The organism is Actinomyces weissii, assembly GCF_016598775.1.
GTDB lineage: Bacteria > Actinomycetota > Actinomycetes > Actinomycetales > Actinomycetaceae > Actinomyces > Actinomyces weissii.
On sequence record NZ_CP066802.1, the window covers coordinates 1,952,272 to 1,977,419 of the forward strand.

Annotated in this window: 22 protein-coding genes; 12 read left to right on the forward strand and 10 right to left on the reverse strand. The window is 71.9% G+C overall.

Going from position 1 to position 25,148, the window contains the following annotated elements; translation table 11 throughout:
* Nucleotides 1–15: 15 nt before the first annotated feature.
* Both JG540_RS07900 and JG540_RS07905 read right to left on the reverse strand, forming a co-directional pair.
* On the reverse strand, nt 16–2,157 hold the full coding sequence (locus JG540_RS07900; RefSeq protein WP_200275162.1) for an AAA family ATPase: 2,142 nt from the start codon (nt 2,155–2,157) through the stop codon (nt 16–18).
* Nucleotides 2,154–2,852: a hypothetical protein gene (locus tag JG540_RS07905; protein ID WP_234042749.1), complete on the reverse strand. Its 699-nt coding sequence runs from the start codon at nt 2,850–2,852 to the stop codon at nt 2,154–2,156. Before JG540_RS07905 ends, JG540_RS07900 begins: the two co-directional genes overlap by 4 nt.
* Nucleotides 2,853–2,965: 113 nt before the next feature.
* Here JG540_RS07905 and JG540_RS07910 point away from each other — a divergent pair, with 113 nt between their 5' ends.
* Nucleotides 2,966–3,187: a helix-turn-helix domain-containing protein gene (locus JG540_RS07910; RefSeq protein WP_200275164.1), complete on the forward strand. Its 222-nt coding sequence runs from the start codon at nt 2,966–2,968 to the stop codon at nt 3,185–3,187.
* Nucleotides 3,188–3,197: 10 nt separating this feature from the next.
* Here JG540_RS07910 and JG540_RS07915 read toward each other — a convergent pair whose 3' ends face one another.
* The gene (locus JG540_RS07915; protein ID WP_200275166.1) at nt 3,198–3,731 is read right to left on the reverse strand and encodes a Fis family transcriptional regulator; all 534 of its coding nucleotides are present in this window, start codon (nt 3,729–3,731) and stop codon (nt 3,198–3,200) included.
* A 115-nt stretch (nt 3,732–3,846) separates the two neighbouring features.
* Here JG540_RS07915 and JG540_RS07920 point away from each other — a divergent pair, with 115 nt between their 5' ends.
* Entirely contained in the window at nt 3,847–4,824 is a 978-nt protein-coding gene (locus tag JG540_RS07920; protein WP_200275168.1) for a LysM peptidoglycan-binding domain-containing protein, read from the forward strand.
* A 271-nt stretch (nt 4,825–5,095) separates the two neighbouring features.
* Complete coding sequence (locus JG540_RS10420) at nt 5,096–5,905, forward strand: Rv3235 family protein (RefSeq protein WP_234042750.1); 810 nt, start codon at nt 5,096–5,098, stop codon at nt 5,903–5,905.
* A gap of 317 nt (nt 5,906–6,222) precedes the next feature.
* Here the strand turns inward: JG540_RS10420 and secA are convergent, their stop codons facing one another.
* Nucleotides 6,223–9,012: a preprotein translocase subunit SecA gene (gene secA, locus JG540_RS07930; protein WP_200275170.1), complete on the reverse strand. Its 2,790-nt coding sequence runs from the start codon at nt 9,010–9,012 to the stop codon at nt 6,223–6,225.
* A gap of 193 nt (nt 9,013–9,205) precedes the next feature.
* On the opposite strand from secA, the gene JG540_RS07935 reads away from it, so the two are divergent.
* Together JG540_RS07935 and hpf are read left to right on the forward strand one after the other, a co-directional pair.
* Entirely contained in the window at nt 9,206–10,246 is a 1,041-nt protein-coding gene (locus tag JG540_RS07935; RefSeq protein WP_234042751.1) for a ComF family protein, read from the forward strand.
* A gap of 181 nt (nt 10,247–10,427) precedes the next feature.
* Nucleotides 10,428–11,054 (forward strand): ribosome hibernation-promoting factor, HPF/YfiA family, encoded by a 627-nt coding sequence (gene hpf / locus JG540_RS07940; RefSeq protein WP_200275172.1) that lies wholly within the window; start codon nt 10,428–10,430, stop codon nt 11,052–11,054.
* Between the two features lie 958 nt (nt 11,055–12,012).
* Here the strand turns inward: hpf and JG540_RS07945 are convergent.
* Genes JG540_RS07945 through mtrA form a run of 3 tightly spaced genes read right to left on the reverse strand, consistent with a single transcriptional unit; the run spans nt 12,013 to nt 16,433 of the window.
* A complete protein-coding gene (locus tag JG540_RS07945; protein ID WP_200275174.1) occupies nt 12,013–13,764 on the reverse strand; it encodes a GerMN domain-containing protein in 1,752 nt (583 codons plus the stop codon).
* Nucleotides 13,751–15,727 carry an MtrAB system histidine kinase MtrB gene (gene mtrB / locus JG540_RS07950; RefSeq protein WP_200275176.1) on the reverse strand — a complete coding sequence of 659 codons (1,977 nt, stop codon included), beginning with the start codon at nt 15,725–15,727 and terminating at the stop codon, nt 13,751–13,753. The genes JG540_RS07945 and mtrB overlap by 14 nt, the downstream gene beginning before the upstream one ends.
* Before the next feature lie 19 nt (nt 15,728–15,746).
* Entirely contained in the window at nt 15,747–16,433 is a 687-nt protein-coding gene (mtrA, locus tag JG540_RS07955) for an MtrAB system response regulator MtrA (RefSeq protein ID WP_200275178.1), read from the reverse strand.
* Between the two features lie 104 nt (nt 16,434–16,537).
* On the opposite strand from mtrA, the gene JG540_RS07960 reads away from it, so the two are divergent.
* Genes JG540_RS07960 through JG540_RS07980 form a run of 5 tightly spaced genes read left to right on the forward strand, consistent with a single transcriptional unit; the run spans nt 16,538 to nt 22,000 of the window.
* A complete protein-coding gene (locus JG540_RS07960; protein ID WP_200275180.1) occupies nt 16,538–17,749 on the forward strand; it encodes a hypothetical protein in 1,212 nt (403 codons plus the stop codon).
* Between the two features lie 4 nt (nt 17,750–17,753).
* On the forward strand, nt 17,754–18,467 hold the full coding sequence (locus tag JG540_RS07965; RefSeq protein ID WP_200275183.1) for a DUF4129 domain-containing protein: 714 nt from the start codon (nt 17,754–17,756) through the stop codon (nt 18,465–18,467).
* Complete coding sequence (locus JG540_RS07970; RefSeq protein ID WP_200275185.1) at nt 18,464–19,723, forward strand: DUF4350 domain-containing protein; 1,260 nt, start codon at nt 18,464–18,466, stop codon at nt 19,721–19,723. The genes JG540_RS07965 and JG540_RS07970 overlap by 4 nt, the downstream gene beginning before the upstream one ends.
* Nucleotides 19,720–20,688, forward strand: a complete 969-nt coding sequence (locus JG540_RS07975) for an AAA family ATPase (protein ID WP_200275187.1) — start codon at nt 19,720–19,722, stop codon at nt 20,686–20,688. The genes JG540_RS07970 and JG540_RS07975 overlap by 4 nt, the downstream gene beginning before the upstream one ends.
* A 19-nt stretch (nt 20,689–20,707) precedes the next feature.
* Nucleotides 20,708–22,000: a DUF58 domain-containing protein gene (locus JG540_RS07980; RefSeq protein ID WP_200275189.1), complete on the forward strand. Its 1,293-nt coding sequence runs from the start codon at nt 20,708–20,710 to the stop codon at nt 21,998–22,000.
* Between the two features lie 86 nt (nt 22,001–22,086).
* Here JG540_RS07980 and JG540_RS07985 read toward each other — a convergent pair whose 3' ends face one another.
* Nucleotides 22,087–23,094 (reverse strand): stage II sporulation protein M, encoded by a 1,008-nt coding sequence (locus JG540_RS07985; protein ID WP_200275191.1) that lies wholly within the window; start codon nt 23,092–23,094, stop codon nt 22,087–22,089.
* Nucleotides 23,095–23,120: 26 nt separating this feature from the next.
* Here JG540_RS07985 and JG540_RS07990 point away from each other — a divergent pair, with 26 nt between their 5' ends.
* Nucleotides 23,121–23,957, forward strand: coding sequence for an RDD family protein (locus JG540_RS07990; RefSeq protein ID WP_407648313.1), 837 nt, complete (start codon nt 23,121–23,123; stop codon nt 23,955–23,957).
* Nucleotides 23,958–23,990: 33 nt separating this feature from the next.
* Here JG540_RS07990 and JG540_RS07995 read toward each other — a convergent pair whose 3' ends face one another.
* Together JG540_RS07995 and JG540_RS08000 are read right to left on the reverse strand one after the other, a co-directional pair.
* Complete coding sequence (locus tag JG540_RS07995) at nt 23,991–24,230, reverse strand: Trm112 family protein (protein ID WP_200275195.1); 240 nt, start codon at nt 24,228–24,230, stop codon at nt 23,991–23,993.
* Nucleotide 24,231: 1 nt separating this feature from the next.
* Nucleotides 24,232–24,654, reverse strand: a complete 423-nt coding sequence (locus JG540_RS08000) for a DUF3499 domain-containing protein (protein ID WP_200275197.1) — start codon at nt 24,652–24,654, stop codon at nt 24,232–24,234.
* A 56-nt stretch (nt 24,655–24,710) separates the two neighbouring features.
* Here JG540_RS08000 and JG540_RS08005 point away from each other — a divergent pair, with 56 nt between their 5' ends.
* Nucleotides 24,711–25,148, forward strand: coding sequence for a metallopeptidase family protein (locus JG540_RS08005; RefSeq protein ID WP_234042753.1), 438 nt, complete (start codon nt 24,711–24,713; stop codon nt 25,146–25,148).

Here is a 25,148-nt window from a genome sequence, read left to right on the forward strand (position 1 = left end):
GCACCAGTGTGCACGTCAGCGGCGGTGCCGGCCCGACGGCTGCGGAGGCGTGTCCCCCGCAGGCCCCGCCCCCGGCCAGTCCACGGGCACGCCCGGGCCGCCAGCAGCAGGCACCACAGGCGGTTCCCCCAGGGCGCCAGCAGCAGGCACCGCGGTCGGAACCGGCTGCCCCACCGGGCCACCCGGCCCCAGCCCCGCCCCTGGCACAGGCCCAGAACCAGCCGCTGCAGCTGCCCCCGGTCCCGCCCCCAGCACAGGCCCAGAACCGACCGCAGGCACCGCCGTCGCCCCCGGGACCGAAGCAGAACCCGCCCCCGGCATCACGCCGTAGCTGTGCTCCGCCCCGGCCCTGCGGCGCGCGAACAGGCCCCGCCGCTCACGCTGGCGCTTCTCACGCTGGCGCCGCTCCCGCCGCCCCTCATCCTTGCGCCGCTGGCGCTGGCGCTGCCGTAGGGCGGGGGCCGCCGCCGGGTCCACCCGCACCACCAGCTCATGCAGGGCCTTGCCCAGCTCCGAGGACGCCGCCAGCTCCAGGACCGCACGCCCCTCCAGCAGCGCCCGGTCAGCCGTGGCGGCGTCCTCAGGCAGCAGCAGCACGTCCTGCAGGCCACCGAAACGCGACAGCGCCTCCCTTACCGCCCGCTTGGGGGACGGGCCCGTGGCAGAGGCCCGCACCCGGTTGACCACCACCTCCAGCCTGCCTTGCCAGCCCTGGGGGCGGACCTCCGCCAGCATCTGCAGCAGACGCCGCACCCCCACCGGGTCCGCGCCGCCCACCACCAGTACCACGTCCGCGCGCGTCAGCAGATCGGCCACCACCGCGCCCCGGCCCGGCTCCAAGGTCAGCTCGTCAAGCTCGTCCTCCACCAGGCCGCCAGCCACGTCCACCACGGTCCAGTCGGCCTGCGCCCGGCAACGGTTCCAGACCACCTCCATGGACACCGGCGGCAGCTCCCGCCACCGCCCCTGCCTGCCCAGCCCGGACAGCAGCCGCACCCCCGGAGACACCTCCGCCTGCAGGCCCCGGAAGGTCTCCTGGTCCAGGCCCCCGTGGGTGGCCAGGCGGGCAGCAGTCGCCAAGGCCGAGGAGTCCTCCGGCATCCCCAGCAGCTGCACCAGGCTGGGCGCCTCCAGGTCCGCGTCCACCAGGACCACCTCCCCCACCGCCCGCAGCCCCGTCGCCAAGGAGGCCGCGACCGTGGAACGCCCCGGCGCCCCCGCCGTCCCCCAGACCACCACCAGCCGCCCCGGACGCTGCGGCCCCCTCCCCTGTATCCAGGCCCTGGAGGGTGACGACGGCGCAGCCGGAGCACTGGCAGCCTCGCCCGGCTCCGTCACCGTCGGCAGCGACGTCGGCGTCGGAGAACCGCATACCGGGGCCGCGCCGCCCCCAGCACCTGCCTGCGCAGCAGCACCTGGGGCGGCGTCGGCAGGACAGTCGGCAGCCGCCCCGAAGGCCTCCGCCCAGCTGAGTACCGGCGTCTTAGCAGCAGCCGCTGGCTCGGCTCCCGCCCAGCCGTAGGCCGGTACGCCCACAGCCGCCGGACCTGCTGCCGCCCGGTCGGCGGCCTCCAGCCAGCCAGCCGGGAGCATGTTCTCGACGTCACCAGGGCCGACCGCCTGCAGGCCCGGTGCTCCTGCTGGCGGGTAGCCCACCAGCTGGTTGTCCACCAGAGCCGCCGTCGAACCGCCGTGTCCCGGTTCCGCAGGGGTGGGGGCGCTGACTGGCACCGGCTGGGTCTGCCCGGGCCAGCCACCCGCCTCCGCGAAGGGCCAGGAGCTCTCCCTAGCCAGGTCAGGGCCCGGCGACGTCTCCTGCTGGGCCAGGCGCTGGACCGCCTCCAGGAGCCGCTGCAGCCCTGCCGCCCGGTCCTCCACCGGCGCCCCCAGGGAGCCCCACTGCGGCAGCTGCTGGGCGGGGGCCAGCAGCAGGCAGCGCACCCCTGCGCGTCCCAGCCGGTCCAGGACCGTCAGATCCACCTGGTCCAGCGCGCAGTCGATCACGGCCAGCTGCCCCAGGCCCGCGGCCGCTGCCGCCAGCAGCTCGGCCAGGTCGGCGCAGCGGCGGGCCACAGTCAGCCCGGTTCCGGGGGCGGTCAGCGTGCGCAGCAGGCTGGTGTCGTCCCCTGACAGGGCCAGCAGCACGGCAGTGCTCATACGCCTGCCCCCACCGGGACCAGCACCAGCGCGCCGCCGTCGGCCAGGGCCCCGAGAACCTCCGGCAGCACGGCGGCAGGCACCAGGACCTCGATCTCCCGCTCCTTGGTGCCGCCGACCAGGGTCTTCTCCTGCTCCACCACCGTAGAGACGATCAGGCCCCCGGCCACCATCCGGGCCGGCTGGGCTGCCGCCTCCGTCCTGCCCGTCTGGGGCCGGGCCAGCAGCCACAGGTCCACCTGGTCGCCTACCCCTACGCCCTTGGGCAGGCCGGTAGACACCGGGAGCACCACGGCCCGCATACCAGTGTCAGTACCCTGGGACACGCCAGCGGCAGGCAGCAGCTCCCCGGCCTTCATGGAGCGGGTGGCGACGGCGTGCGCGGGCAGCTCTCCGGCAACCACGTAGCTGCCGGTGCCGGGGTGGGAGGAGACCACGGTCAGTACCCCCTCCTGGGTCAGGTCTGTTCCGGGGGCGACGTCCACGGCCAGGGCGTAGAGCTCCTGGGTGTCGGCGGCGCTGTCCACGGCCCAGCCCCCGAGCGCGGCCGCACCCGCCACCAGGACCACCCCCAAGGCGAATCGTGGGTCACGCCAGGGCTTGCGCCTGCCGGGACTCCGGCTGCCCTCCCCTGTTCCTCCGGCCACGGCAAGCGGGCCCAGGGATGGTGGCAGGGTGGGGCGGTGGGCGGTCACGAGCTGCTCCTTTGGTGCTTCGCGATCACTGTTGGCGCCTGCTTCAGGGGTTTAGGCGCCCTCAGGGATGGTTAACGGTAGCGCTTAGCCTACGATAATGTCACAATCTAGGCATGAGTATCCGGTTCCTGACCATCAGCGACGTGTCCGAGCAGCTGCAGCTCTCCGCCCAGGCGGTGCGCGCCTTGATCCACAGCGGCGACCTTCCCGCCATCCAGGTCGGTGCACGCAAGCTCTGGCGCATCGAGGACACCGCCCTGGAGGAGTACATCCAGCGCCAGTACGCCTCCACCCGCGACATGGTTGCCGCGGGGCGCGCTGACCTGGAGGACTGAGGCAGTAGCGTCACAGCGAGCGCACGGCGTCGATGGCGTCGAGCGCCACGCTGACACGCCCTCCAGCCCCCGGCCCCAGAGGTGAGCCACCATCGACGACGAGGTCCAGGTGGTCCGCCCCCACCCTGACCGGCCGCCCCACCAGCTCTGAGCCCAGCAGCGTCAGGCGCACCACCACCCCGCGGCGCACCAGGGCGCGCGCCGCCGCCCGCAGGCCCACGCCGCCCCTGGGGGCCTGCACCACCGCCTTGGCGCCCAGCGGCCAGGCAGCCACCACGGCCGCGGCAGGCAGCAGCGCCTGCACCCCCGAGTCCTCCTGCACGAGCAGCAGGTCCTCCTCCACGCGCAGCAGCATCCCGCCCAGTGCGGCTCCCCCGCGCAATAGCACTTGGACCCGGCGCCCGCTGGCCCCCCGCAACCGCTCCAGCATCCGCACGGAGCCCAGCTCCGCCTCCGCCAGCTCATGGGCGGCCGCAGCCAGGTCCGCGCGCCTCTCCGCCTCGAAGACGCTCTCCAGGTCAGCAAACAGGGACTCCAGGTTCACGGCAGCACTTCACCACAGGCCAGAGCCCACCTCAAGCGCCTACCCCCTTGACAGGCCACGCACCACGTTGTTTCATCATTAAGCATCAAACATTGCCAAAGACGATGGAGCAGCGATGCACACACGTACAACTCTCAAACTTATTGTCTGTGCGTCGGCAGCCGTGGCCGCGCTGCTCGGACACCTGTCCTACCTGCACGCACAGGCACTCAGCGGCCTGCCGGGCTCCGCCTGGGGTAGCCCCCAGCTCTCCAGCGCCCTGCTCACCGTCCTCTCCGCCCTAGGGGCAGTGGCTGCCGCCTGGTACGGGCTCTCCGCCCTGCTGGCCCTGGTGGCCACGGCCCCGCAGCCGCCACGGCCCCGCCGTCGCCTGCCTGCGAGCCTGGGCAGCCAGGTGGCCGGGTACCTGCTGCAGCGCTGGGGCGCCCCGGCCATCAGGCGCCTGGCCGCCGGCACCCTGGTACTGTCCCTCAGCGCCAGCCCGGCCCTGGCCGCAGAGGTCCCGCCGCCACATGACCTGGGCTGGCAGCCCAGCAGCACCGCCACCGTCCCGTCGCAGGCCGACGGCGCAGCGTCCACGCCAACCGAGCCAGACGCGCCCTCAGCCGCAGCAGCACCCGCAAGCCGTGGGCTTCCTGCAGCACCCTCTGCCGCCCCCGCCACACCCGGCACCCCCGAGAGCGCCGCACCGACGCCTGCCCCGGGACCAGCGGCCAGCCCCGGGGCGCGCCCAGGGACCAGTCCTTCCACCGCACCACAGGCGCCCGGCGCTGCCGCCCGCGCCCCCGCGGCGGCGCCTATACCCCCGGAGGCACCCACACCAGCCCAGGCAGCCACCGGCGGCCCCAGCAACCCGGCTGGGGCCGGGCGCGGGAACGGCGGCGGGGACCAGAGACCTCCGGCTCAGCACACGGTGCGTCCTGGGGAGAGCCTGTGGTCGATCAGCGCCGCCTACCTGGGGCTGGACAACAGCGCGCCCGAGCTGGTCACCGCCTGGCCCCAGCTCTACCAGCGCAACCGGGAGACGCTTGGCCCAGACCCCTCCCTGATCCAGCCGGGCACCGTCCTGCAGCTGCCCTGGGAGCAGCCCTGACCCAGCCTTGGCTCTTACCCTACCTGCGGCCCGAGACATCGCCGTCTCGTTCTGTTCCAACCCTGCTGCCCTCCGTAGCCCAGCGCTCAGACCCTGCTGCCCTCCGTAGCCCGCCGCCCTGGACCCGCCGATCCACTCTCGCCGACCTGCACCCACCGATCTGCGCCCCTGCCCCGACCTCACCGACCTGTACCCAACGCCTTACCACCAGCCCTGACCACCGCCCGCAACTGGCCACCAGCACGGCCCCAGACCTAGCCAAGGAACGCTCATGACCGCCCTGACCACCATGCAGCCGCCCAGCTCCTGCCCACCCGCCCCGGAGGCGCCCCGTCCTGCCGTGACCGGCCCGCACGTGCTCCCACCCAAGCGGCCCCTGCCCCAGGTGGGGCACCCGCGCCCCCGCCCAGCCCGTCCGGGCCAGCCTTCACCGACGACCCGGAGCTGCCACCCTGAAGCGCGCCACAACCTGAAGCAGCACTCCACCCCAGGCGGCGCCCCCAAGGTGCGCGTGAGTGTGGCCCCCGCCGTCGGGGCACTGCTGCCCCGCCGTCAACAACCGCTACCGCCACAGCCGGTGCTGGCCGAGCCCGCCCGCGCCAGGAACCAGGCTCTGTCCCCGGGGCCCACTGTCACCGCCGCCCCACTGACGCGCAAACACTGGGACCGGGTGCAGTTCCAGACCCAGGTGGCCCAGCCGGAGGCCGTCACCCTGGTAGAGCGCGCCAGCACCCCCAGGCCGCCAGCCCCCGCCGAGAGCCCCGGCCAGGCAGCCGCGCACCTGGTCAGCGCCTGCGTACAGGTCCTGGAGGGCCACCGCTCCGTGCAGGCCCTGGTGCGCCGCACCACCCCCGAGCTCTTTGACGCCCTGGCCAGGCGGGCCAGCCTGGCCCAGCGCCTAGCAGGCCGGGTCTCCCCGGCGACCGTCCCCCAGGTGCGCTCCAGCCGTGCCCAGGAGCCCCTGCCCGGGCGGGCCGAGGCCGTAGTGGTCCTGGAGGCGGCCGGGCGGGTACGGGCAGCCGCCGCGCACCTGCTGCTGCGCCGGGGACGCTGGATCCTCACCGGCCTGGAGATCGCCTAGCCGCAGCGACCCGGCAGGAGCGCCACCGCAGGCACCCGCCCAGCCGGTCTGCCTGGCACGGGTGGTGGTCACCTAGACAGCGGCGCCGTCTCAGACAACCTGCTCCAGCCGGGGCGGCCCAGGCAGTCAGACCAGACTGGCCGCAGGACCACCAGCAGGCGCGGAGCACCAGAAGGAGGCACCCCCTACGCCGTCGCCCGGGAGCGGCGGCCTGGCAGCCAGACCTCCGGACCACAGGCTCCGGCTCCGGCCCACATGCTCATGGCTACAGCCAACCGGGCCCCGGCTCCAGCCCGCCGCAGCGGCGCCTGCTCCGCTTAGCGGCGCTTGCTGCGCTTAGCGGCCCGCTTGGCCGCCCGGTTCAGGCCCTTCCCGCCGTCCGCAGCGGACTGCCCGCCGGAGGTGGTGGTGGCCTGGCCGTCCTCGTCCGGCGCCGAGTAGGACACCTTGTCGCTCATGTGCTGCTGCCCGGTGTCCCCCAGCACGGTGCCGCCGGGGCGGGAGGGGTCGATCCCCGCCGCCGCGCGCCCGTCAGCCAGCTCCGCCGTCTGGGACTCGTAGCGGGCCCGAGCCTCGTCAAAGCGGGCCACGTTGGCGAAGATCTGCTCCACGGTCTCCTCGCGGATGCCCTCCATCATGGCCTTGAACATGTGGGCGCCCTCATTGGCGTACTCCACCAGGGGGTCGCGCTGGGCCATGGCCCGCAGGCCGATGCCCTCCTTGAGGTAGTCCATCTCGTACAGGTGCTCGCGCCAGCGCTTGTCCACCACGGCCAGCAGGATGCGCCGCTCCATGGTGCGCATGGGTTCCTCCCCCAGCTGGTCCTGGGCCAGCGGGTTGGCGTCCAGGCGGGCCTCCGCCTCCTCGTAGGCGACCTCGGCGTCACCGGTGAGCTCCGCCGTCAGCACCTCCGGCGTGAGGTGGTCCGTGCCACCCACCGACTCCAGGATCTCCTCACTGGTCAGGCTCACCGGGTAGAGCTGGGCCAGGTCGTTCCACAGCCCCTCCAGGTCCCACTCGTCGGCACGTCCCTGCGCGGTGCGCGCGGCCACCACGTTGGCGACCACTGAGGCGCGGAAGGCCTCCATCTGCGGCTCCAGGTCCTCGCCGTCCAGGACCCGGCGGCGCTCGGAGTAGACCTTCTCGCGCTGCTCGGTCATGACGTCGTCGTACTTCAGGACGTTCTTGCGGATCTCGTAGTTGCGGGACTCCACCTGGCGCTGGGCGGAGGCGATGGCCCGCGTGACGATCTTGGACTCCAGGGGGACGTCGTCGGGGTAGGCGTCAGAGGCCATGATGCGCTGGGCGGCCCCGGAGGCGAACATGCGCATCAGGTCGTCCTCCATGGACAGGTAGAAGCGGGACTCGCCCGGGTCCCCCTGGCGGCCGGAGCGGCCCCGCAGCTGGTTGTCGATACGGCGCGACTCGTGGCGCTCGGTGCCCAGCACGTACAGGCCGCCGAGCTCCACCACCTCGTCGTGCTCCGCCTTGCAGGCCTCCTTGGCGGCCTTGAGGGCGGCGGGCCAGGCGGCGTCGTACTCCTCCGCGTTCTCCTCCGGGTCCAGGCCCTTCTCCTTGAGCGCGGTCACGGCGATGTGCTCGGCGTTTCCGCCCAGCATGATGTCGGTGCCACGGCCCGCCATGTTGGTGGCCACGGTGACAGCGCCCTTGCGCCCGGCCATGGCCACGACGGCGGCCTCCCGGGCGTGCTGCTTGGCGTTGAGGACCTCGTGGGGGATGTCGCGCTTGCGCAGCATCTCGGAGAGCTGCTCGGACTTCTCCACGCTGGTGGTGCCCACGAGCACCGGCTGGCCCGCCTCGTGGCGCTCCGCGATGTCGTCCACCACCGCGGCCAGCTTGGACCTGGCGTTGGTGTAGACCAGGTCCGGCTGGTCCACCCGGACCATGGGCTTGTTGGTGGGGATAGGGACCACACCGATCTTGTAGGTGCCGGCGAACTCGGCGGCCTCGGTCTCGGCGGTACCGGTCATGCCGGAGCGGGAGCCCTCCGGGTAGAGGCGGAAGTAGTTCTGCAGGGTGATGGTGGCCAGGGTCTGGTTCTCGGCCTTGATCTCCACGCGCTCCTTGGCCTCGATGGCCTGGTGCATGCCCTCGTTGTAGCGGCGCCCGGGCAGTACCCGGCCGGTGTGCTCGTCCACGATCAGGACCTCACCGTCGCGCACGATGTAGTCCTTGTCCAGGTGGAAGAGCTCCTTGGCCTTTATGGCGTTGTTCAGGAAGCCGATCAGGGGGGTGTTGGCGGACTCGTAGAGGTTGTCGATCCCCAGGTAGTCCTCCACCCGCTCGATGCCCGGGGAGAGGATGCCGATGGTGCGTTTCTTCTCATCGACCTCGTAGTCCTTGCCCGCCTCCAGCCGCTCGGCGATCTTGGCGAACTCCTGGTACCACTTGTTGACGTCGCCGGTGGCCGGGCCGGAGATGATCAGGGGGGTGCGAGCCTCGTCGATCAGGATCGAGTCGACCTCGTCCACGATCACGAAGGCGTGGCCACGCTGGACCAGGTCCTCGGGGCGCTGGGCCATGTTGTCGCGCAGGTAGTCGAAGCCGAACTCGTTGTTGGTGCCGTAGGTGATGTCGCAGGCGTACTGCTTGCGCCGCTCGGCGGGGGTCTGGCCTGCCAGGATGCAGCCGGTGGTCAGGCCCAGGAAGCGGTGCACGCGCCCCATGAGGTCGGACTGGTACTCGGCCAGGTAGTCGTTGACGGTGACGACGTGCACGCCCTTGCCGGTCAGGGCCCGCAGGTAGGAGGGCATGGTGGCCACCAGGGTCTTGCCCTCACCGGTCTTCATCTCGGCGATGTTGCCGCGGTGCAGGGCCGCGCCGCCCATGATCTGCACGTGGTAGGGGCGCATGCCCAGGACCCGGTCGGCGGCCTCGGCGACGGCGGCGAAGGCCTCGGGCAGCAGGGCGTCCAGGCTCTCGCCGTCGGCGTGGCGCTGCTTGAGCTCAGCAGTGAGATCACGCAGATCCTCGTCCGAGAGCTCCTTGTAGGTGTCCGCGAGCGCCTCGACCTGTTTGGCCAGGGCGTCAAGCTGCTTGAGTGTGCGCCCCTCACCGAGGCGGAGGATCCGGTCGACGATCGACAAGCTGTTTCTCCCTTATTGACGTCTGCAGGGGCCAGCACGGCCTAGACCTCGCAATCGTAGACGACTGCCCGCCTGCCGGTACCCCCTGGAGGCGTAGAGCCGCCCACGCTCCACAGGACTGTGACCGGCCCCCTCCCCCACCAGGGCCTGCTGGTCCCGGTGGGGGCCGGGCGGAGGCTGCCACCCTGTGCGGGTGGGACCTTTGGCGCGTGATCTGGGCGGACTGCTGCTGCCTTCTGCCTGCGTGGGCTGCGGGGCCTGGGACGCCGTGGTGTGCGGACGGTGCCGGACGGCGCTGTGCCAGCCCTTGCGCCAGGTGCGGGGGCTGCGCCTGCCGGTGTGGGCCGGGCCCGCCTACGCGGGGCCGGTGCGCCACCTGGTGCTGGCCTGGAAGAACGGGGGGAGGGAGGACCTGGGGCCGTTGCTGGGGGCCGTGGGGGCGTCGCTGGGGGCGCAGTGGTGGGAGGGCGCGGGCACCGTCCTGGCCGGGGCGGGCAAGGGCGACGACGGCGCGCCTGGCCCCTGCTCTGGCACCGGTGCGGGTGCTAGAGCGCGGGGGCAGGGCATACGGGAGCACGATGACCCCTGCTGGCGCACCCGGGCCCACCACCGCCGGGGGCAGGACGCGCCGGGCCCCAGTGAGCCTGAGGATGCTGAGCCGGACGACTGTGGGCCGGGACGCAGCAAGCCCGGCCGCAGCGCACCAGGAGGCAGCGAATCAGGTGACGATAAGCCCGGCCACAACGAGCAGGGCCGCAGCAGGCCAGGCGGCGTTGAGCCAGACCGCAGCAGGCCAGGAGCCCTGGGGACGCCCCTGCTGGTGGTGCCTGCCCCCTCTGGCCTGGCGCGCCGTCTGCTCGGTCGCCTGGTAGCCGCCTCCCTGGCAGACGCCGTGGCGCAGGGGGTGGCCCAGGCCGCGGCCGGACGGACCGGCACCTGGTCAGTGGACCTGCTGCGCCGTCAGGGAGGCAGCCGCCACCAGGCAGGGCTGGGCGTGGCCGAGCGGGCACGCAACCGCGCGCAACCACCCCGGGTGCTGGCCCCGGTGGCCGGGCACCAGGTGCTGCTGGTGGACGACGTCGTGACCACCGGGGCCACCTTGGCTGCCTGCTCCCAGGCGCTGGAGCAGGCAGGGGCCCAGGTGCTGGGGGCACTGGCGCTCGCGGCCACTCCCCCGCCGTCCCCTGGGCTGCCTTGCGGGCGGCAGGCTGCACGATCGTCCACCCGCAGGTGAGCACATGGTGTATCTTCTGTGGCACAACGCACAGGACGTTGCGAGCCCGTCAACGCCGACGGGCTGCCGGCGAGCACACAGGAGGCGGTCAGTTCCTTCCACAGCCCGTCGCGGCACGCGGCGGATGCAGTCATCCAAGCCCCAGCCGGGGCCGCACCTAAGAACCCAGAAAGGGTCAGCCATGGACATCACCGTCGTTGGTCGCAACGCTGAGATCAGCTCGCGTTACCGGGACTACGTCGAGGAGAAGGTCACCAAGGTCGAGCAGTACGACCCGCGCGTGCAGCGCGTCGAGATCGAGGTCACGCACGAGCGCAACCCTCGGCAGGCGGACACTGCGGAGCGCGTTGAGCTCACCGTCATCTCCAAGGGCCCGGTCATCCGGGCCGAGGCCTCCTCCTCAGACCGTTTCGCTGCTTTCGACATAGCCATGGGCAAGCTAACAGAGCGTCTGCGCCGGGTGCGTGACCGCCAGAAGGACCACCACCGCCGCGCCGTCGTGCTGCCGGAGGAGCCCCGGGAGACCCAGCCCGCCGTCCCGGAGGCGGAGCCGGAGGAGAACCAGCCCACCGTGCCCACCACCAAGGGGGTGGCGGTGGAGTCCCAGCTGGGTGACTCGCCCGTGATCGTCCGCCAGAAGCTGCACGACGCCGTGCCCATGACCGTGGACGAGGCCCTCTACCAGATGGAGCTGGTGGGCCACCCCTTCTACCTGTTCATCGAGAAGGAGACCAAGCAGCCCTGCGCGGTGTACCACCGGCACGGCTGGACCTACGGGGTGATCCGCCTGGACGCGCAGGTGCTGTAGCCCACGGGGCGCCCCGCACCCCGCATGCCGCGTGAAGGTGGTGCCGGAGCTGGCCGCAAGCCGCCCCGGCACCACCTTCTCGCGAGACCGGGACATCGGTACCGCGAGACCGGGACATATGGCTCACGAGACCGGTAAGGGTGGCCTTAGTTGTGGATAACTTGCGGCTGGTGGCTGGCGTCCAGCTGCTCGACGACGGTGAGGCTCGCTGGGGCGCACTGTCTGCGGGAAGGAGCGGGCAGGCTACCTCTCTCCCCAGACGTGACGGACGGGCGGGGCCAGGCCCGTACGACGAGGAAGTGGGCGGCTGAATCTGACTGGGGGCGGTACCTGAGGGCAGGATGTCGGGGAGACCCTATGGGCGGCCAGGAACCCTGGTTGCATACATGACAGGGAGCACCCCAAGACCAGATCAGGGTTTTGTCTTGCAATTACGCGGAACGCTCTGAGGCATGCTTCAACCGGACTGCTTCCCCCGCCCCGGCAAAGTATGCGACGACGCCCACACACACCTCACGGCGTCCGCCCCACCAACCACCTGGAAACGTTGGAATCCCAACACTGGCCAGGTTCCAATGTGTGCAACACACGATCCCAGGGCACCAGCAGCCCCGACCGACCACGGCCGCGCCACCACTGCGCCCCGCCGTCTAGCCCCATCACCCCCTCCCAGAGAACCAGTCCCCACGCACCCAGGTCTCCAGGAGCCAGCCATCCTGCTCTTCTCTGCAGCCTGAGCCAGTCCCCACGCACCAGGTCTCCGGCACCCGCAGCCGCCTCAGCGCGGGCGCCATCTAGCCCATAAGGGGCCGACCGCACCTCACCCCACAGCCTCCCTGCCCTCACGGCCACCCCCCAGCCATCAACAACTAAGGCCACCCTTACCGAACTCGCGGTACATATGTCCCGGTCTCGCGGTAAACAAGGGGGTTGATTGGGGGTGGAGGGTGGGGTGGAGCTAGTAGGCGGCGGTTCCGGGAAGGGGGTAGGAGGGGTAACGGCAACCGGTGTCCGCCTCGTGCCAGGAGGCGCCACTGCGCCGCCACAGCACCGAGTGGGAGTCACAGGCCAGCAGGGTCCCGTTGGTGCGGTTGCCCGCCAGCGCCGTCACCCCCGTAACCGTGGAGACGTCCTCATAAGGCCCCCCGACCACGTGCAGCCGCAGCACCCCGTGACCGCCGTCCTCGTCAGTCATCAGCACCGCCACCGTCACCGGGTCGGCCCAGGCCACCTCAGTAGCCCCCGGCGCGGTCAGCCACTGCGGCCCCACCAGGGCCCTGGGGTGCGCGTCACCGCCCTCGCGGCGCACCGTGCAGACAACCACCCGCGCCCCCTCCGGGGTAGCGACCACCAGGGCCACCCGCCCGGCCTCAGCCGACAGGTCGAAGGCCGTCACCTCCCCCTTCAGCCAGCCGGCCTCCAGGTTGTGGGCAGCGCCCCAGCCGTTGACCACGGACAGCCGCCCTTCCCGACCGGTCCACACCCAGCCGTCGGCGTCCACCACCGGGGGCAGCAGCACGTCCCGACTCGAGTGCGGGTCGGTGGTCGAGTAGATGGCGGCGGCGTTCCCGGCCCCCAGCACCAGGCGCATCATGCTGCGCCCGTTGACGGCGTAGAGCGCGTGGTCAGGCCCCAGCACCGGGTGGCTCACGCCGTCGCCTCCCAGGACAGAAAGGTCGGTGAGCGCCTCCCGGGCCCCACCCAGGCCCCGGACCACCGAGCTGCCCTCCAGCAGCACCACCCGCCCGGGGTCGGCGAAGGGGTCCGGCAGCCCCGGCGCAGGCGGCACCAGCTCGTCGTTGACCAGCACCCGCACCTCCTCGACGACGTCGAGGGCGGACAGGCTCATGTGGATCTGGGCGGCCAGCTGGGCCAGGAGCCCCGCCGGGTGCCGCGCCGTGGAACGCAGCTCGACCGTCGCCACCCCGCTGACCACCGCGAGCCCCTTGGGCTGCTTAAGCTCCAGGTCCGTCAGCGGCAGGGGTGCCACCACAGCCTGCAGGTGCTCGGAGGGCCCCCCCAGTATCCGGCTGACAACCCGGCTGATGGCGTTGCGCGCAGGCACCCAGCGGGCGTCCGCGACCCAGTGGCTGCCGTCAGGGGTCAGGAAGAGCACCGGCACGCAGATGAAGCTGGAGCTGAAGGAGTAGGCAGGCAGCAGCACCCCTTCCGGAGCCTGCGCGATACGCCACTGGTTGTCCGCGTCCCGCGTCAAGGTGTAGGAGAGCTGCAGGGAGCTGCCCTCCGGCTCCTCATTCGCCCGGTAGACGCCCTCAGCGTCCACCTCAGCCTGCACCGGCACGGTGACCTGCACGGCCCCGGACTCCCCCAGGGTGATGCTGGGAGAGTCCAGGTGGGGGTACAGGCGCACCAGCTTCTCCGGCCACCAGCTCGAGGACAGCGGCCCCAGCAGGTAGTGGCGAGCGGTGGCGAAGGAGTCGTTCGGGCCGACGGCGCAGGCCCGCAGGAAACCTGCCACGATCTCGGGGGGCTCGGCACCCACGAGCGGCAGGTCGGCGGTCTGCACCAGGGCCGACTGCTGCCCGGCAGCGACCTCAGCGCGGTGCACCCTCCCGGAGCTGGGCAGGGTCACGCAGCCCCCCAGCCCAGCCGTTCCCGCAGCCGCAGCCAGCAGGCCCAGGAAGTCACGGCGGCCAGGACCAGCCCGCCCGCTCCACCGGGCAGAAGGCTGCGGCTCAACGCTTACCACTGTGCACCTCCGGGTCCTCGGGTGTGGGGGCGTGCTGGAGCCCGCGCCCTGCCTGGCCGGAAGCCGGCACCGCCGTCACGCCCCGGCTGTTGACCGGTGCCCGCAGGCGCTGCGCCGACCGGGCCTCCAGGCCCGCCGCCTTGAGCAGTCCCTCCACCGCCGCCAGGGTCTCGTCCGTGTCGTCCACGGGCTCAGCGGTCACCACTACGGGTGGGTTGACGCCGGTGGCGTCGGCGTAGCGGGTCACGGGGCCCCGCGGCTGCTGGCGCGGCGGCGGCACGATCTCCGGGCGGCGCACTACGGCCGGGGGCGAGAACTGCTGCAGGCTGCGGCCAGCGGGCCGGGTAGGGCTCACCGCCGTCTCCTGGGCCGCCTTGGAGGCGTCCTCCGGCACCACCTGGAGGGGGTGCTCGTAGATAGGCTCGCCGGGCACCCGCGGCAGGGTCAGCAGGAAGGAGGAGCCGTCCCCCGGCCACCCCCAGGCGGTCAGCTCGCCGCCGTGCAGGGTGGCGTCCTCCTGGGAGATGGACAGGCCCAGGCCGGTGCCGCCGGTAGTGCGCTTGCGGGAGGGGTCGGCCCGGAAGAAGCGGTCGAAGACGTGGGCCACCACGCGCTCGCTCATGCCGACCCCGTGGTCTCGCACCCGCACTGCCACCGCGCCGTCGTTCTGCGCCACGGTCACGTCCACCGGCTTGCCCTCACCGTGCTCCAGGGCGTTGATGACCAGGTTGCGGATGATCCGCTCCACCCGGGTGCGGTCCAGGGCGACCCGCACCGGGCTGCCGGGGGCGTGCAGACGCACCTCGGTGCTCTTCTCGGCGGCCAGGGGGGCGGCCAGGGAGAGCACGTCCTTGACCAGCTCCTCCATGTCCACCTCCTTGAGGTGCAGGGCGGAGGCGCCGGCGTCGATCCGGGAGATGGCCAGCAGGTCCTCCAGCATGTTGCCGAAGCGCTCCAGCTGCCCGAACAGGATCACGGCGCTGCGCTGGAGCACCGGGTCGTCAAAGTCCTCCCGGGCCTGGAAGATCTGCTCCCCGGCCAGGCGGATGGTGGTCAGGGGGGTGCGCAGCTCGTGGGAGACGTCGGAGACGAAGCGCCGCTGCAGCTGGGAGAGCTCGTCGTAGCGCTTGATCTGCTCCTCGATGTTGTCCGCCATGGCGTTGAAGGAGCGGGCCAGGGCGGCCAGCTCGTCAGCCCCGTGCACGGCCAGGCGCTCGGTGAGGACCCCCCTGGCCAGGCGCTGGGCGGCCAGGGAGGTCTGTCTCACCGGTAGCAGCACGCGCCAGGCCATGGTGAAGACCATGACGATCAGCACGGTAGCGAAACCGAGGCTGGCCACGGTCATGGCCCGGGCGGTGACGGTCAGCACGCGCTGCTCGGGGGCCAGGGTGTAGATGAGGTACAGGTCGTGCTTGCCCGCCATGGGCAGGTTGATCTGCGATCCCACCACCATCCCTGGGGAGTAGCCGCTAGCAGCTGGCAGGCGGATCGACTGCCAGTGCTCCACACCCGGCCCGGAGCCCTCCACCTGAGCGACCAGCTCGCTGGTCACCAGCTGGGACAGGTTGCTGTCGGTGGCCAGGTCGTTGATGACGGTCCCCGAGTCCTCGTCGCTGGCCCGCTTCAGGACCACGCCCACGCCTCCCGCGGCGGCGAAGGAGTCGCGGATGCGGGCGATCTCCTTCTGCACGGTCACGGCGACGTCGTCGCTGGAGGCGATCGTGGCGGAGTCCAGGTCCGCCTGGGCCACCTGCGCACGGGTGTGCGCGTCCTGCAGGACAGCATCACGCTTGTTGTCGAAGATGTCACTGCGGATGTGGCTGGTGACCAGCAGCAGCAGCAGGATGATCATGGAGCCGCCGATACCGACCGCCATCACGGTCAGCCGCATGGTCACGGAGTGGCGCAGAGGCTTGATGACCAGGAGGTTCCGCCAACCTCCTTGCCGTTCCTGGGGGGTCATCGCAGACAGCTGGTCTCCGTCACTTGGAGCCGCCGGCCCGGTAGCCGATACCGCGCACGGTCATGACGATCTCCGGGTGCTCCGGGTCGTGCTCGATCTTGGCGCGCAGGCGCTGGACGTGGACGTTGACGAGCCTGGTGTCGGCGGTGTGGTGGTAGCCCCAGACCTCCGCGAGCAGCTCCTCCCGGCTGAAGGCCTTCCAGGGGGAGCGCGCCAGGGTGACCAGCAGGTCGAACTCCAGCGGGGTCAGGGCGATTATCTGCTCACCGCGACGCACCTCGTGCCCGGCGACGTCGATCATCAGGTCGGAGATCTCCACCCGCTCCGCCCCGGCGGCCGGGTCGATCACCCGGCGCAGGCGGGTGCGGACCCGGGCCAGGAGCTCCTTGGAGCGGAAGGGCTTGGTCACGTAGTCGTCGGCACCGGCCTCCAGGCCCGCGACGACGTCCTCGGTCTCGGTACGGGCAGTGAGCATGATGATCGGCACGTCAGACTCGACGCGGATCTGCCGGCAGATCTCTACCCCATCGACACCGGGGAGCATAAGGTCTAGCAGAACCAGGTCCGGGGAGACCTTGCGGAACATGGTCATGGCCTGGGCGCCATCCACGCAGAATGAGGGCTCATAGCCCTCAGACTCAAGCATGATGCCAATCATGTCGGCGAGGGCGGTGTCGTCATCAACGACAAGTACGCGGGTATCCATGTGACCATCGTGCCACCTCCTTGCCAGGCTCGCTGACACATCTCGGCACATAACTCATCCTGCAGGTGGAGGCGATGACCACAGACGCCTGCAATGATTGCCGCATGAGCACCTACCCCGCTTCCGTGCCAGGGCCGGAGGAACGTTCTGCTGACAAGCACGTCTGGCAGCCTCCCGCCCCTGACGCCAGCCTCCCGCGGCCGGAGGAGGCCCCGCAGCAGCCGCGTTTCGGCAGCTACGGCGAAGCACCTATGGGATCTGCCACACCTTTTGGGGCAAGTGCCCCGCCCGCTTGGCAGGCCGCCCCGGACGGTGCCCCCACGCCCCTGAACCACACCTTTGGGGCCGTCCCTAAGCCCGGCATCATCCCGCTGCGCCCCCTTTTCTTCGGGGAGATCCTGGAAGGCTCCTTCCAGGCCCTGCGCGTCAACCCGCGGGCCATGTTCGTCCCCTCACTGATCGTGATGGCGGTTACCGGCGGCATTTCCTCCCTGTTCACCTTTTTCCTGCTGCGCAGCCTGGACCTGGAGCCCCTGTTCAACCCTGACCCAAACGCGGCACCCCCTACCGACATGGGCCTGAGCACGTCATTGGCTTTGCAGTCAGGTTCCCTGCTCGGCGCCCTTGTAAACCTATTTGCTGTAGCCGTTCTTTCCGGCTTGCTTATCATCGCCGTGTCCCGTTCCGTGCTAGGGCGGATAGCGGACCTGGGCGAGACCTGGGCGCGCACCAAGCGCAGGATCTGGGCCCTTATCGGGCAGACCTTGCTGATCCAGCTGCTCTCCTCACTGGCAATCATCGCCTGCGCCGCCCTGGTCTTTCCGGTGTTCATTGCGTTCTCAAGAAGCACTGAGGACTTCAACGAGATCTCTTTCGGCTGGCTCGCGGTCCTGATAGCGGCGATCCTGATCGTCCTGGCAGCGACGGCCGCCGTCGCCCTGTTCCTGCAGACCCGCCTGCTGGTAGCCCCCGCCGCCCTGGTCCTGGAGGACATCGGGGTGATCGCCTCAATCAAGCGCTCCTGGAGCCTCACCCGTGGCTACTTCTGGCGGGTGCTGGGTATCTCCCTGACAGTCACGATCATGATCTCGGTGGTCAGCGGCCTACTGGGAGGTGTCATAGGCACCCTGCAAGGCATCTCCTTCGTCCTGGCCTCCAGCGCTATCCCTGTGACCTCTATGATCGCCACCTTCATAACCTCCCTGGTCACGGGACTGATACTGCCCTTCCAGGCAGCCGCCAACGCCCTGATCTACATCGACCTGCGCATGCGCAAGGAGGCGTTGGACGTCGAGCTGCTCAAGTCCGCCACCTGAGCCCATGGCCTTCCACACACGTGCCATCCTCATCTGGGCGCAGCATGCGGCAGAGGCACCAGCCACCCCGGACGCCGAGGCCGCCCGCGAGGCCGCCCGGGAGGAGCTGAGCAAGCCCGTCTACCACCCGCGCCCCAACCCGCTGCGGCTACTCTGGGAGTGGTTCGTCAACCAGGTCACGGGTGCAAGGCTGCTGCCTGCAGGGCTGCCCCAGTGGGTGTCGGTGGCTATCGTGCTGGTCGCAGCCTCTCTGCTGGTCGGTGTCCTGGTGATCGTCCTGAGCCGCTACACGCGCGTCCGACGCCGGAACCGTGCCCACGCGCTGTTCGACTCCGACGCCCGCGACTCCGCCGCCCTGGCCCGGGACGCTGACGCCGCGGCGGTGGCCGGGGACTTCGTCACCGCTGTGGTAGAGCGCTTCCGGGCCGTAATCCGTTCCCTGGACGAGCGTGGCCTGCTGGAGGACTACCCCGGGATGACCGCCCAGGAGGCCGCCAGCCTGGCCTCTGCCGCCCTGGCCGGGGCCAGGCTGCCCGACGGCACCAGCCTGGAGCTGACCGGGCCGCTGCACGAGGCCGGAGACCTCTTTGACGCGGTGCGCTACGGGGAGCGGCCCCCCTCCCAGGAGGAGGACCGCTGGATGCGGCAGCTCGCTGCCCTGGTGGAGTCCTGCGTGGTCCCCGAGCAGCCCGCCCCCGCCCAGGAGGCCCTGGTATGAGCACCCAGCCGGACTCCCTCACTCCCCAGGCTGCGCCGTCGGCCCCGCCCAACGACCAGGCCGCCTCGCCGTCCCCTCCCAGCGACCAGGTCCTGGGGCCCACCTGGCGGCAGCGTCTGCGCCGCTCCCGCCCAGTGGTCCTGGCGCTGCTGCTCTTCGCGGCGGTCACCTTGCTGACCACCAGCACCACCCCGGCTGGCTCCAAGGTCCCCCTGGCCCTGGACAACGCGCACCCGGACGGTGCCCGCGCCCTGGGAGAGGTGCTGCGCAGCTACGGCGTAAGGCCGCACACCGTCCACTCCCTGGCCGAGGCCCAGGAGCTGCTGCGCCAGGCCCCGGACAGCACCACCTTGGCGCTGGTCGGCGTCGGCTCCCTGAGTGAGAGGGAGCGCCAGGAGCTGGCCCGGCTGGGGGCGGACGTGACCGTGCTGGGAAGCATCTACGAGGACCTTACGGGCCTGACCACCCTGCGGGCCTCCGGCCTCTCCGCGCCCTCCCAGCAGCAGCTCACCCCCGGCTGCGCCGACCCTGACGCCCAGGCCGCCGCCACCCTGGAGGGCAGCCGCGGCGCGGTAACCATCCCCGTGGATGACAGCACCCCGGCAGGGACCACCGGCTGCTTCCCGGTCGCCTCCGGCTACGCCTACGCCACCACCACCCTGTCCGGGGGCGGCACCCTGCGTGTCATCGGCGACGCCGCGATCGCGCGCAACAGCAGCCTGACCAAGGCGGGCAACGCGGCGCTGCTGGTCCGTGCGCTCGGGCACAGGCCCTACGTGGTCTGGTTCGACGCCGCCCACCCGCAGGAGCCAACCGTCTGGGATACACCGTCCCTGCCCCGCTGGGCACCGCTCCTGCTCGCGGTCCTGGCCACCGCCGCAGCGGTGCTCGCCCTGGCCGACGGACGCCGCATGGGGCGCCTGGTACGGGAGGACCTGCCCGTGGAGGTGCCCGCTGCAGAGACCACCGTGGGGCTGGGACGCATGTACCAGCTCTCCCGGGACCACGCGCACGCGGCACACGCCCTGCGCGTAGGCACCGCCCTGCGCCTGGGCCACCGGCTCGGCCTGCACCCCAGCGCCGAGGGCGGGGTGCTGCTGGATGAGCTCGCCCGGCACGCTGGGCCCCAGCAGGGCCCACCGCTGCGTGAGAGCGCCGGAAGGCTGTTGTACGGCCCACCCCCAGGCAACGACCAGGAGCTCGCCGCCCTGGCCGCCCAGCTCGACCGTCTTGAGAGCGAGGTTCAGAACCGATGAGCAACCCCAACACCACCCCAGACCACCGCAGCCGCCTGGTAGACGTCCGCACCGAGGTGGCCAAGGCCGTCGTCGGCCAGGAGGCCGCCGTCACCGGCCTCGTGCTGGCGGCCCTGGCAGGCGGGCACGTCCTGCTGGAGGGCGTGCCCGGCGTGGCCAAGACCCTGCTGGTGCGCTCCCTGGCCACCGCCCTGGACGTGGACACCAAGCGCATCCAGTTCACCCCTGACCTGATGCCCGGGGACGTGACCGGCTCCCTGGTGTACGACTCGCGCAGCGCCGAGTTCTCCTTCCGGGAGGGGCCGGTGTTCACCAACCTGCTCCTGGCCGACGAGATCAACCGTACGCCCCCCAAGACCCAGGCGGCGCTGCTGGAGGCCATGGAGGAGCGGCAGGTCTCCGTGGACGGCCAGCCCCGGCCCCTGCCCTCCCCCTTCATGGTGATCGCCACGCAGAACCCGGTGGAGTACGAGGGCACCTACCCGCTGCCGGAGGCCCAGCTGGACCGCTTCCTGCTCAAGCTCGTGCTGCCGCTGCCTGAGCGCAGTGAGGAGATCGAGGTGCTCTCCCGCCACGCCGCCGGCTTCAACCCTCGGGACCTGCCGGGGGCCGGGCTGCAGGCGGTGGCCTCCGGGGAGGACCTGGCGGCGGCCCGCGAGCAGGTGCGCACCGTGGGCACCTCCCCCGAGCTGCTGGCCTACGTGGTGGACCTGGTGCGGGCCACCCGCAGCGCCCCCAGCGTGGCCCTGGGGGTCTCCCCCCGTGGCGCCACCGCCCTGCTGGCCACCTCCCGCGCCTGGGCCTGGCTCTCCGGCCGCTCCTTCGTCACCCCCGACGACGTCAAGGCCCTGGCCCTGCCGACCCTGCGCCACCGCATCCAGCTGCGCCCCGAGTCGGAGATGGAGGGGGTCACCACCGAGTCCGTGATCACCGGGGTGCTGCGCTCCGTGCCGGTCCCCCGCTGAGCCGCAGGGAGGAGGTCCCTTGTACCTGTCCAGACGTGCCGCTTGGTTCATGCTGCTCGGGGCCGCCCCCGCGCTGCTTTGGCCCCGCCCCTTGACCGTCCTGCTGTGGATCCTGCTGCTGGTCCTCCTGGTGGCCCTGGACGTGTCCCTGGCCGCCTCCCCCCGCCGTCTGGCGGTGTCCCGGAAGGTGGAGCGCGCCGTGCGCCTGGGTGAGTCCGCCACCGCCACGGTCACGGTCATGAATCGCGGCAGACGGCCCGCCCGCGGCCAGCTGCGGGACGCCTGGGTGCCCAGCGCGGGGGCTGAGTCGGTGCGCCACCCCCTGGACCTGGCTCCAGGACGCCGCACCCGGCTGCGCACGCGCCTGCAGCCCACCCGGCGCGGGGACCGGAGCGCGGACCTGGTCACGGTGCGCCTGCGCGGCCCCCTGGGGCTGGCGGGCCGCCAGGCCTCCCTGAAGGCTCCGGCCCGGCTGCGGGTGCTGCCCGCCTTCACCTCCCGCAAGCACCTGCCCAGCAGGCTGGCGCGGCTGCGGGAGATGGACGGGCGCAGCGCCGTCATGGTGCGGGGCGCGGGCACGGAGTTCGACTCTCTGCGCGAGTACGTGGTCGGTGACGACGTGCGCTCTATCGACTGGCGCTCCACCGCCCGCCGCGGCGAGGTGGTGGTGCGCACCTGGCGGCCGGAGCGTGACCGGCGGGTGCTGGTGCTGCTGGACACGGGCCGCCTGGCCTGCGCCCGCCTGGGCGAGGAGACCCGGATGGACGCTCAGATAGAGGCTGCCCTGCTGCTGTCCGCCCTGGCCTCGCACGCCGGGGACCAGGTGGACCTGATCGCCCTGGACGAGGCGGTGCGGGTCCGGGTGCACGGGCAGTCCGGGGCCGGCCTGATGACCGCCCTGGCTGACGGCCTGGCACCGGTGGAGCCCCGCCTGGTGGAGACCAGCTGGTCCCTGGTGAACCAGACCGTGGACGCCTCGCTGTCCCAGCGGGCCCTGGTGGTGGTGCTCACCGCCCTGGACCCGGGGGCCACCGACGCCGCGGCGCTGCGCCACCTGGCGGCCCTGGCCCGCCAGCACACGGTCCTGCTGGCCTCGGCCACGGACCCGCGCCTGGAAGAGCTGCGCTCCGAGCGCTCCCGCCCGGACCAGGTCTACGTGGCGGCAGCCGCGGAGAAGACCCTCTCCCAGCAGGCGACGGTGCGGGCCCGCCTGCACCGCAGCGGGGTGGAGATCGTTGAGGCCGAGCCGGACTCCCTGGCCCCGGCACTGGCTGACGCCTACCTGGCGCTCAAGGCGGCGGGGCGCCTGTGAGAGCCCCGTCCCAGTCCGCCCGCTCTGCTCACGGCAGGTCCGCCCGCCTGGCTCACGGCAGGTCCGCAGCCGACGCCCGCCGCAGCTCAGCCAGCGACAGCGACCCGTGCCCCGGCGTCGTAGGCGCCCAGGTCGCCAGCGATCTCCCCGCCCTGCACCCGATCCTGCGCCCGGGCGCCCAGCACCAGGCCGTAGGCCAAGAACAGGGCCAGGGCCAGGGTCCCCAGCAGGATCTTCAGTACCCAGGGAATCGCCGCCCCGGTCACAAAGCCCTCGATCAGCCCAGAGACCCCCAGGGAGACGGTCAGGGCCACCGCCACCGTGATCAGGGTGCGGCCCTCCTCCGCGAGCGCCTGCAGACGGGGACGCCGTCCAGGCACCAGCAGCGTCCAGAAGAGCTTAAGGCCCGCGCCTCCGGCCACGAACACGCTGGTGAGCTCCAGCAGCCCGTGCGGCAGGATCAGGGAGAAGAACTCCCAGGTCAAGCCGTGGTCAATGAGTATGGCCGCCGACTGCCCCACGTTCATGGCGTTGCCCAGCATCATCCAGGCGGGCAGCACGCCGGTAATGCCTCCGGCCACGCAGACGGCGGCGATCCGGGCGTTGTTGGTCCACACCAGCCCCGCGAAGTCCTGGGGCCCGTAGGTGGTGTAGTAGGCAGCGAAGGCGTCGTTGGCGTAGGCGTCCAGGGCCTTGGGGGTGCCCAGGGCGCTCATCGCTGCCGTGCTGTGCAGGGTCCACCAGGCGGTCAGGACCGCGAGGGCCAGGCAGGCCACGGTCGTACCCAGGCTCCACCAGCGCACCCGGAACAGGGCTGCGGGCATGGTCACGGTCACGTAGTAGCGCAGCGCGGACCATCCCACCCGCTGGGTGCCGGTGACCCGGCTGCGGGCAAAGGCCACCAGGGTGGACAGCTCCGCCACCACCTGCGGGTCGGGGGCGTTGGTGCGTACCCGGGAGAGGTGGCCGGCCGTGACCCGGTAGAGGGTCACCAGCTCGTCGGCCTGGGAGCCGCTCAGGCGCCGGGTAGCGGACAGCTCGCGCAGCCGGTCCCACTCGGGCTGGTGGGCGGCGATGAAGGCATCAATATCCACAACCCCACTTTGGCACGGAGATGACCATGGACACCTCATCCGAGCGGAGGATCGAGCAGGAGCGCATGGTGACAGGTGAGGCTGTCGCCCTGGACGTGGTGCCGGCGACGGTGGGCTCCCGCCTGCTCAGCGGCGCCATCGACTACGGGATCATCGTGGTCGGACTGGCGCTCTCTACCTCCTCCCTGGGCAGGATCGCCCCGGCCAACAGCTCCTACGCCGCCGTCATGACCCTGGTGGCGCTGATCTTCTTCTTCTGGATAGTCGTGGTCCCGGTGACGGTGGAGACGCTGAGCCGTGGGCTGAGCGCAGGCAGGCTGGTCATGGGCACCCGGGTAGTGCGCGACGACGGCGGGGCGGTGCGGCTGCGCCACGCGCTGGTGCGCGCCCTGGTGGCATTGGTAGAGGTCTTTATCAGCTCCGGCGTACTGGCGGTCTGCTCGTGCATCGTGACGCGGCGGGGCAAGCGGCTGGGTGACCTGCTGGCGGGGACCTATGTGGTCCATGACCGGGCCGGGGCCCGCAGCGCTCCTCCCCTGCTGATGCCCCCGGAGCTGGCCCAGTGGGCCGCGGGCGCGGACCTGCACGCCCTGCCGGGGCACCTGGCCCTGGTGGCCCGCAGCTTCCTGCAGCGCACCACCAGCCTGGACCCGGTCTCCCGGCAGCGGATCGCTGCGGAGCTTACCCAGCAGGTGCTGCCGCTAGTGGCGCCGCCACCGCCAGCAGGCACCCACCCGGAGCGCTTCCTGGCGGCGGTGCTGGTTGAGCGCCGTGACCGGGAGCTGGTGCAGGCTCTCAAGGACCGCAGCGTGGACGAGCAGCTGCGGCTGGCGGAGGCAGCCACCGTCCACTCCGTGCCCTGAGGCAAGGTGGCAGCCGCACTGCCAGCGGGTGGCTCAGGACTGCTGGGGCTCGGGGACCTGCTGGGCCTCGTGGCGCAGCAGGACCGGCACGCCGTCGCGCACCGGGTAGGCCAGCCCCGCTCCTGGGGAGAGGAGCACCGGGAGGCCCTCGTGGCCCTGGCTGTCCACCAGGGCCTCACCGGTGACGGGGCAGCGCAGCAGGCTGCGCAGCCAGGCGGGTGGGGCGCCTTCCGGCTGGCTGGTGGGCGGGGTGGTGGCGGTCGGGCTGCTCATGTCACTCCTGCTCGGTGTCCTTCTCGCCGCGCAGCACGCGCAGGTGCCCACGGCGGCTGATCGCGCCGTCTCCGGGGGAGGCCAGTGTGGCGGCGGACGGTGGGCCGTCCAGCCTGGTGGGTCGTGCCACGGGCACCGGCTCAGGGCGGGCGGCGCGTGAGGCCTGCCTGACGGCGTCGGCCAGGGCCAGCAGGTCGTCCTCGCTGGGGGGTGCAGGGGCGAAGTCGACGGCGAGCCGGATCACCTGCCAGCCGCGGGGGGCGGTGAAGGAGGAGACGTGCTCCTCGCACAGGTCGTAAGCCTCTGGCTGGGCCTCAGTGGCTAGGGGGCCGAGCACGATGGTCTGGTCCGCGTACACCGAGGTCAGGGTAGCCACGGCAGGGCGGGTGCAGGTGGACCGGCGGCACTGGCGGACTGTTCTCACGGGCTGAGGCTACCGCATCCCGGGCCTGGGCCCAGGCTGAGGCTAGGCTGCCTGCTGTGAGCTGTACGCCGGTACCTGTGCCCCAGACCCCCCGTCGTCGTGACCGTCATGGCCGGGGGCTGCGGGGGCCTCTGCTGCCTGCGGCCCTGCCGGGCTGGCGCAGCCGCGCGGAGCAGTTTGACGAGCTGGTGATCCGCTGCGTGCAGCAGCTGGTGCGCCTGCAGCCTCAGGTCGAGTCGATCCAGTTCGCGGTGGAGGAGGTTCCGCCCTCGGACCCGGCCCCGTGGGAGCGGGGGGTGGTGCTGGGGCGGGGCTTCGCGGCTGAGCCCAAGGCGGGCCTGCCCGCCCGGGTGGTGGTCTACCGGCGTCCGGTGACCTCCCGGGCGGCGGACCGCCACGAGCTGGCCGAGCTGGTGCACCGGGTGGTGGTGGAGCAGGTGGCCACCATGCTGGGGCGCCGTCCGGAGGAGCTGGACCCGGACTTCCCGCTGTGA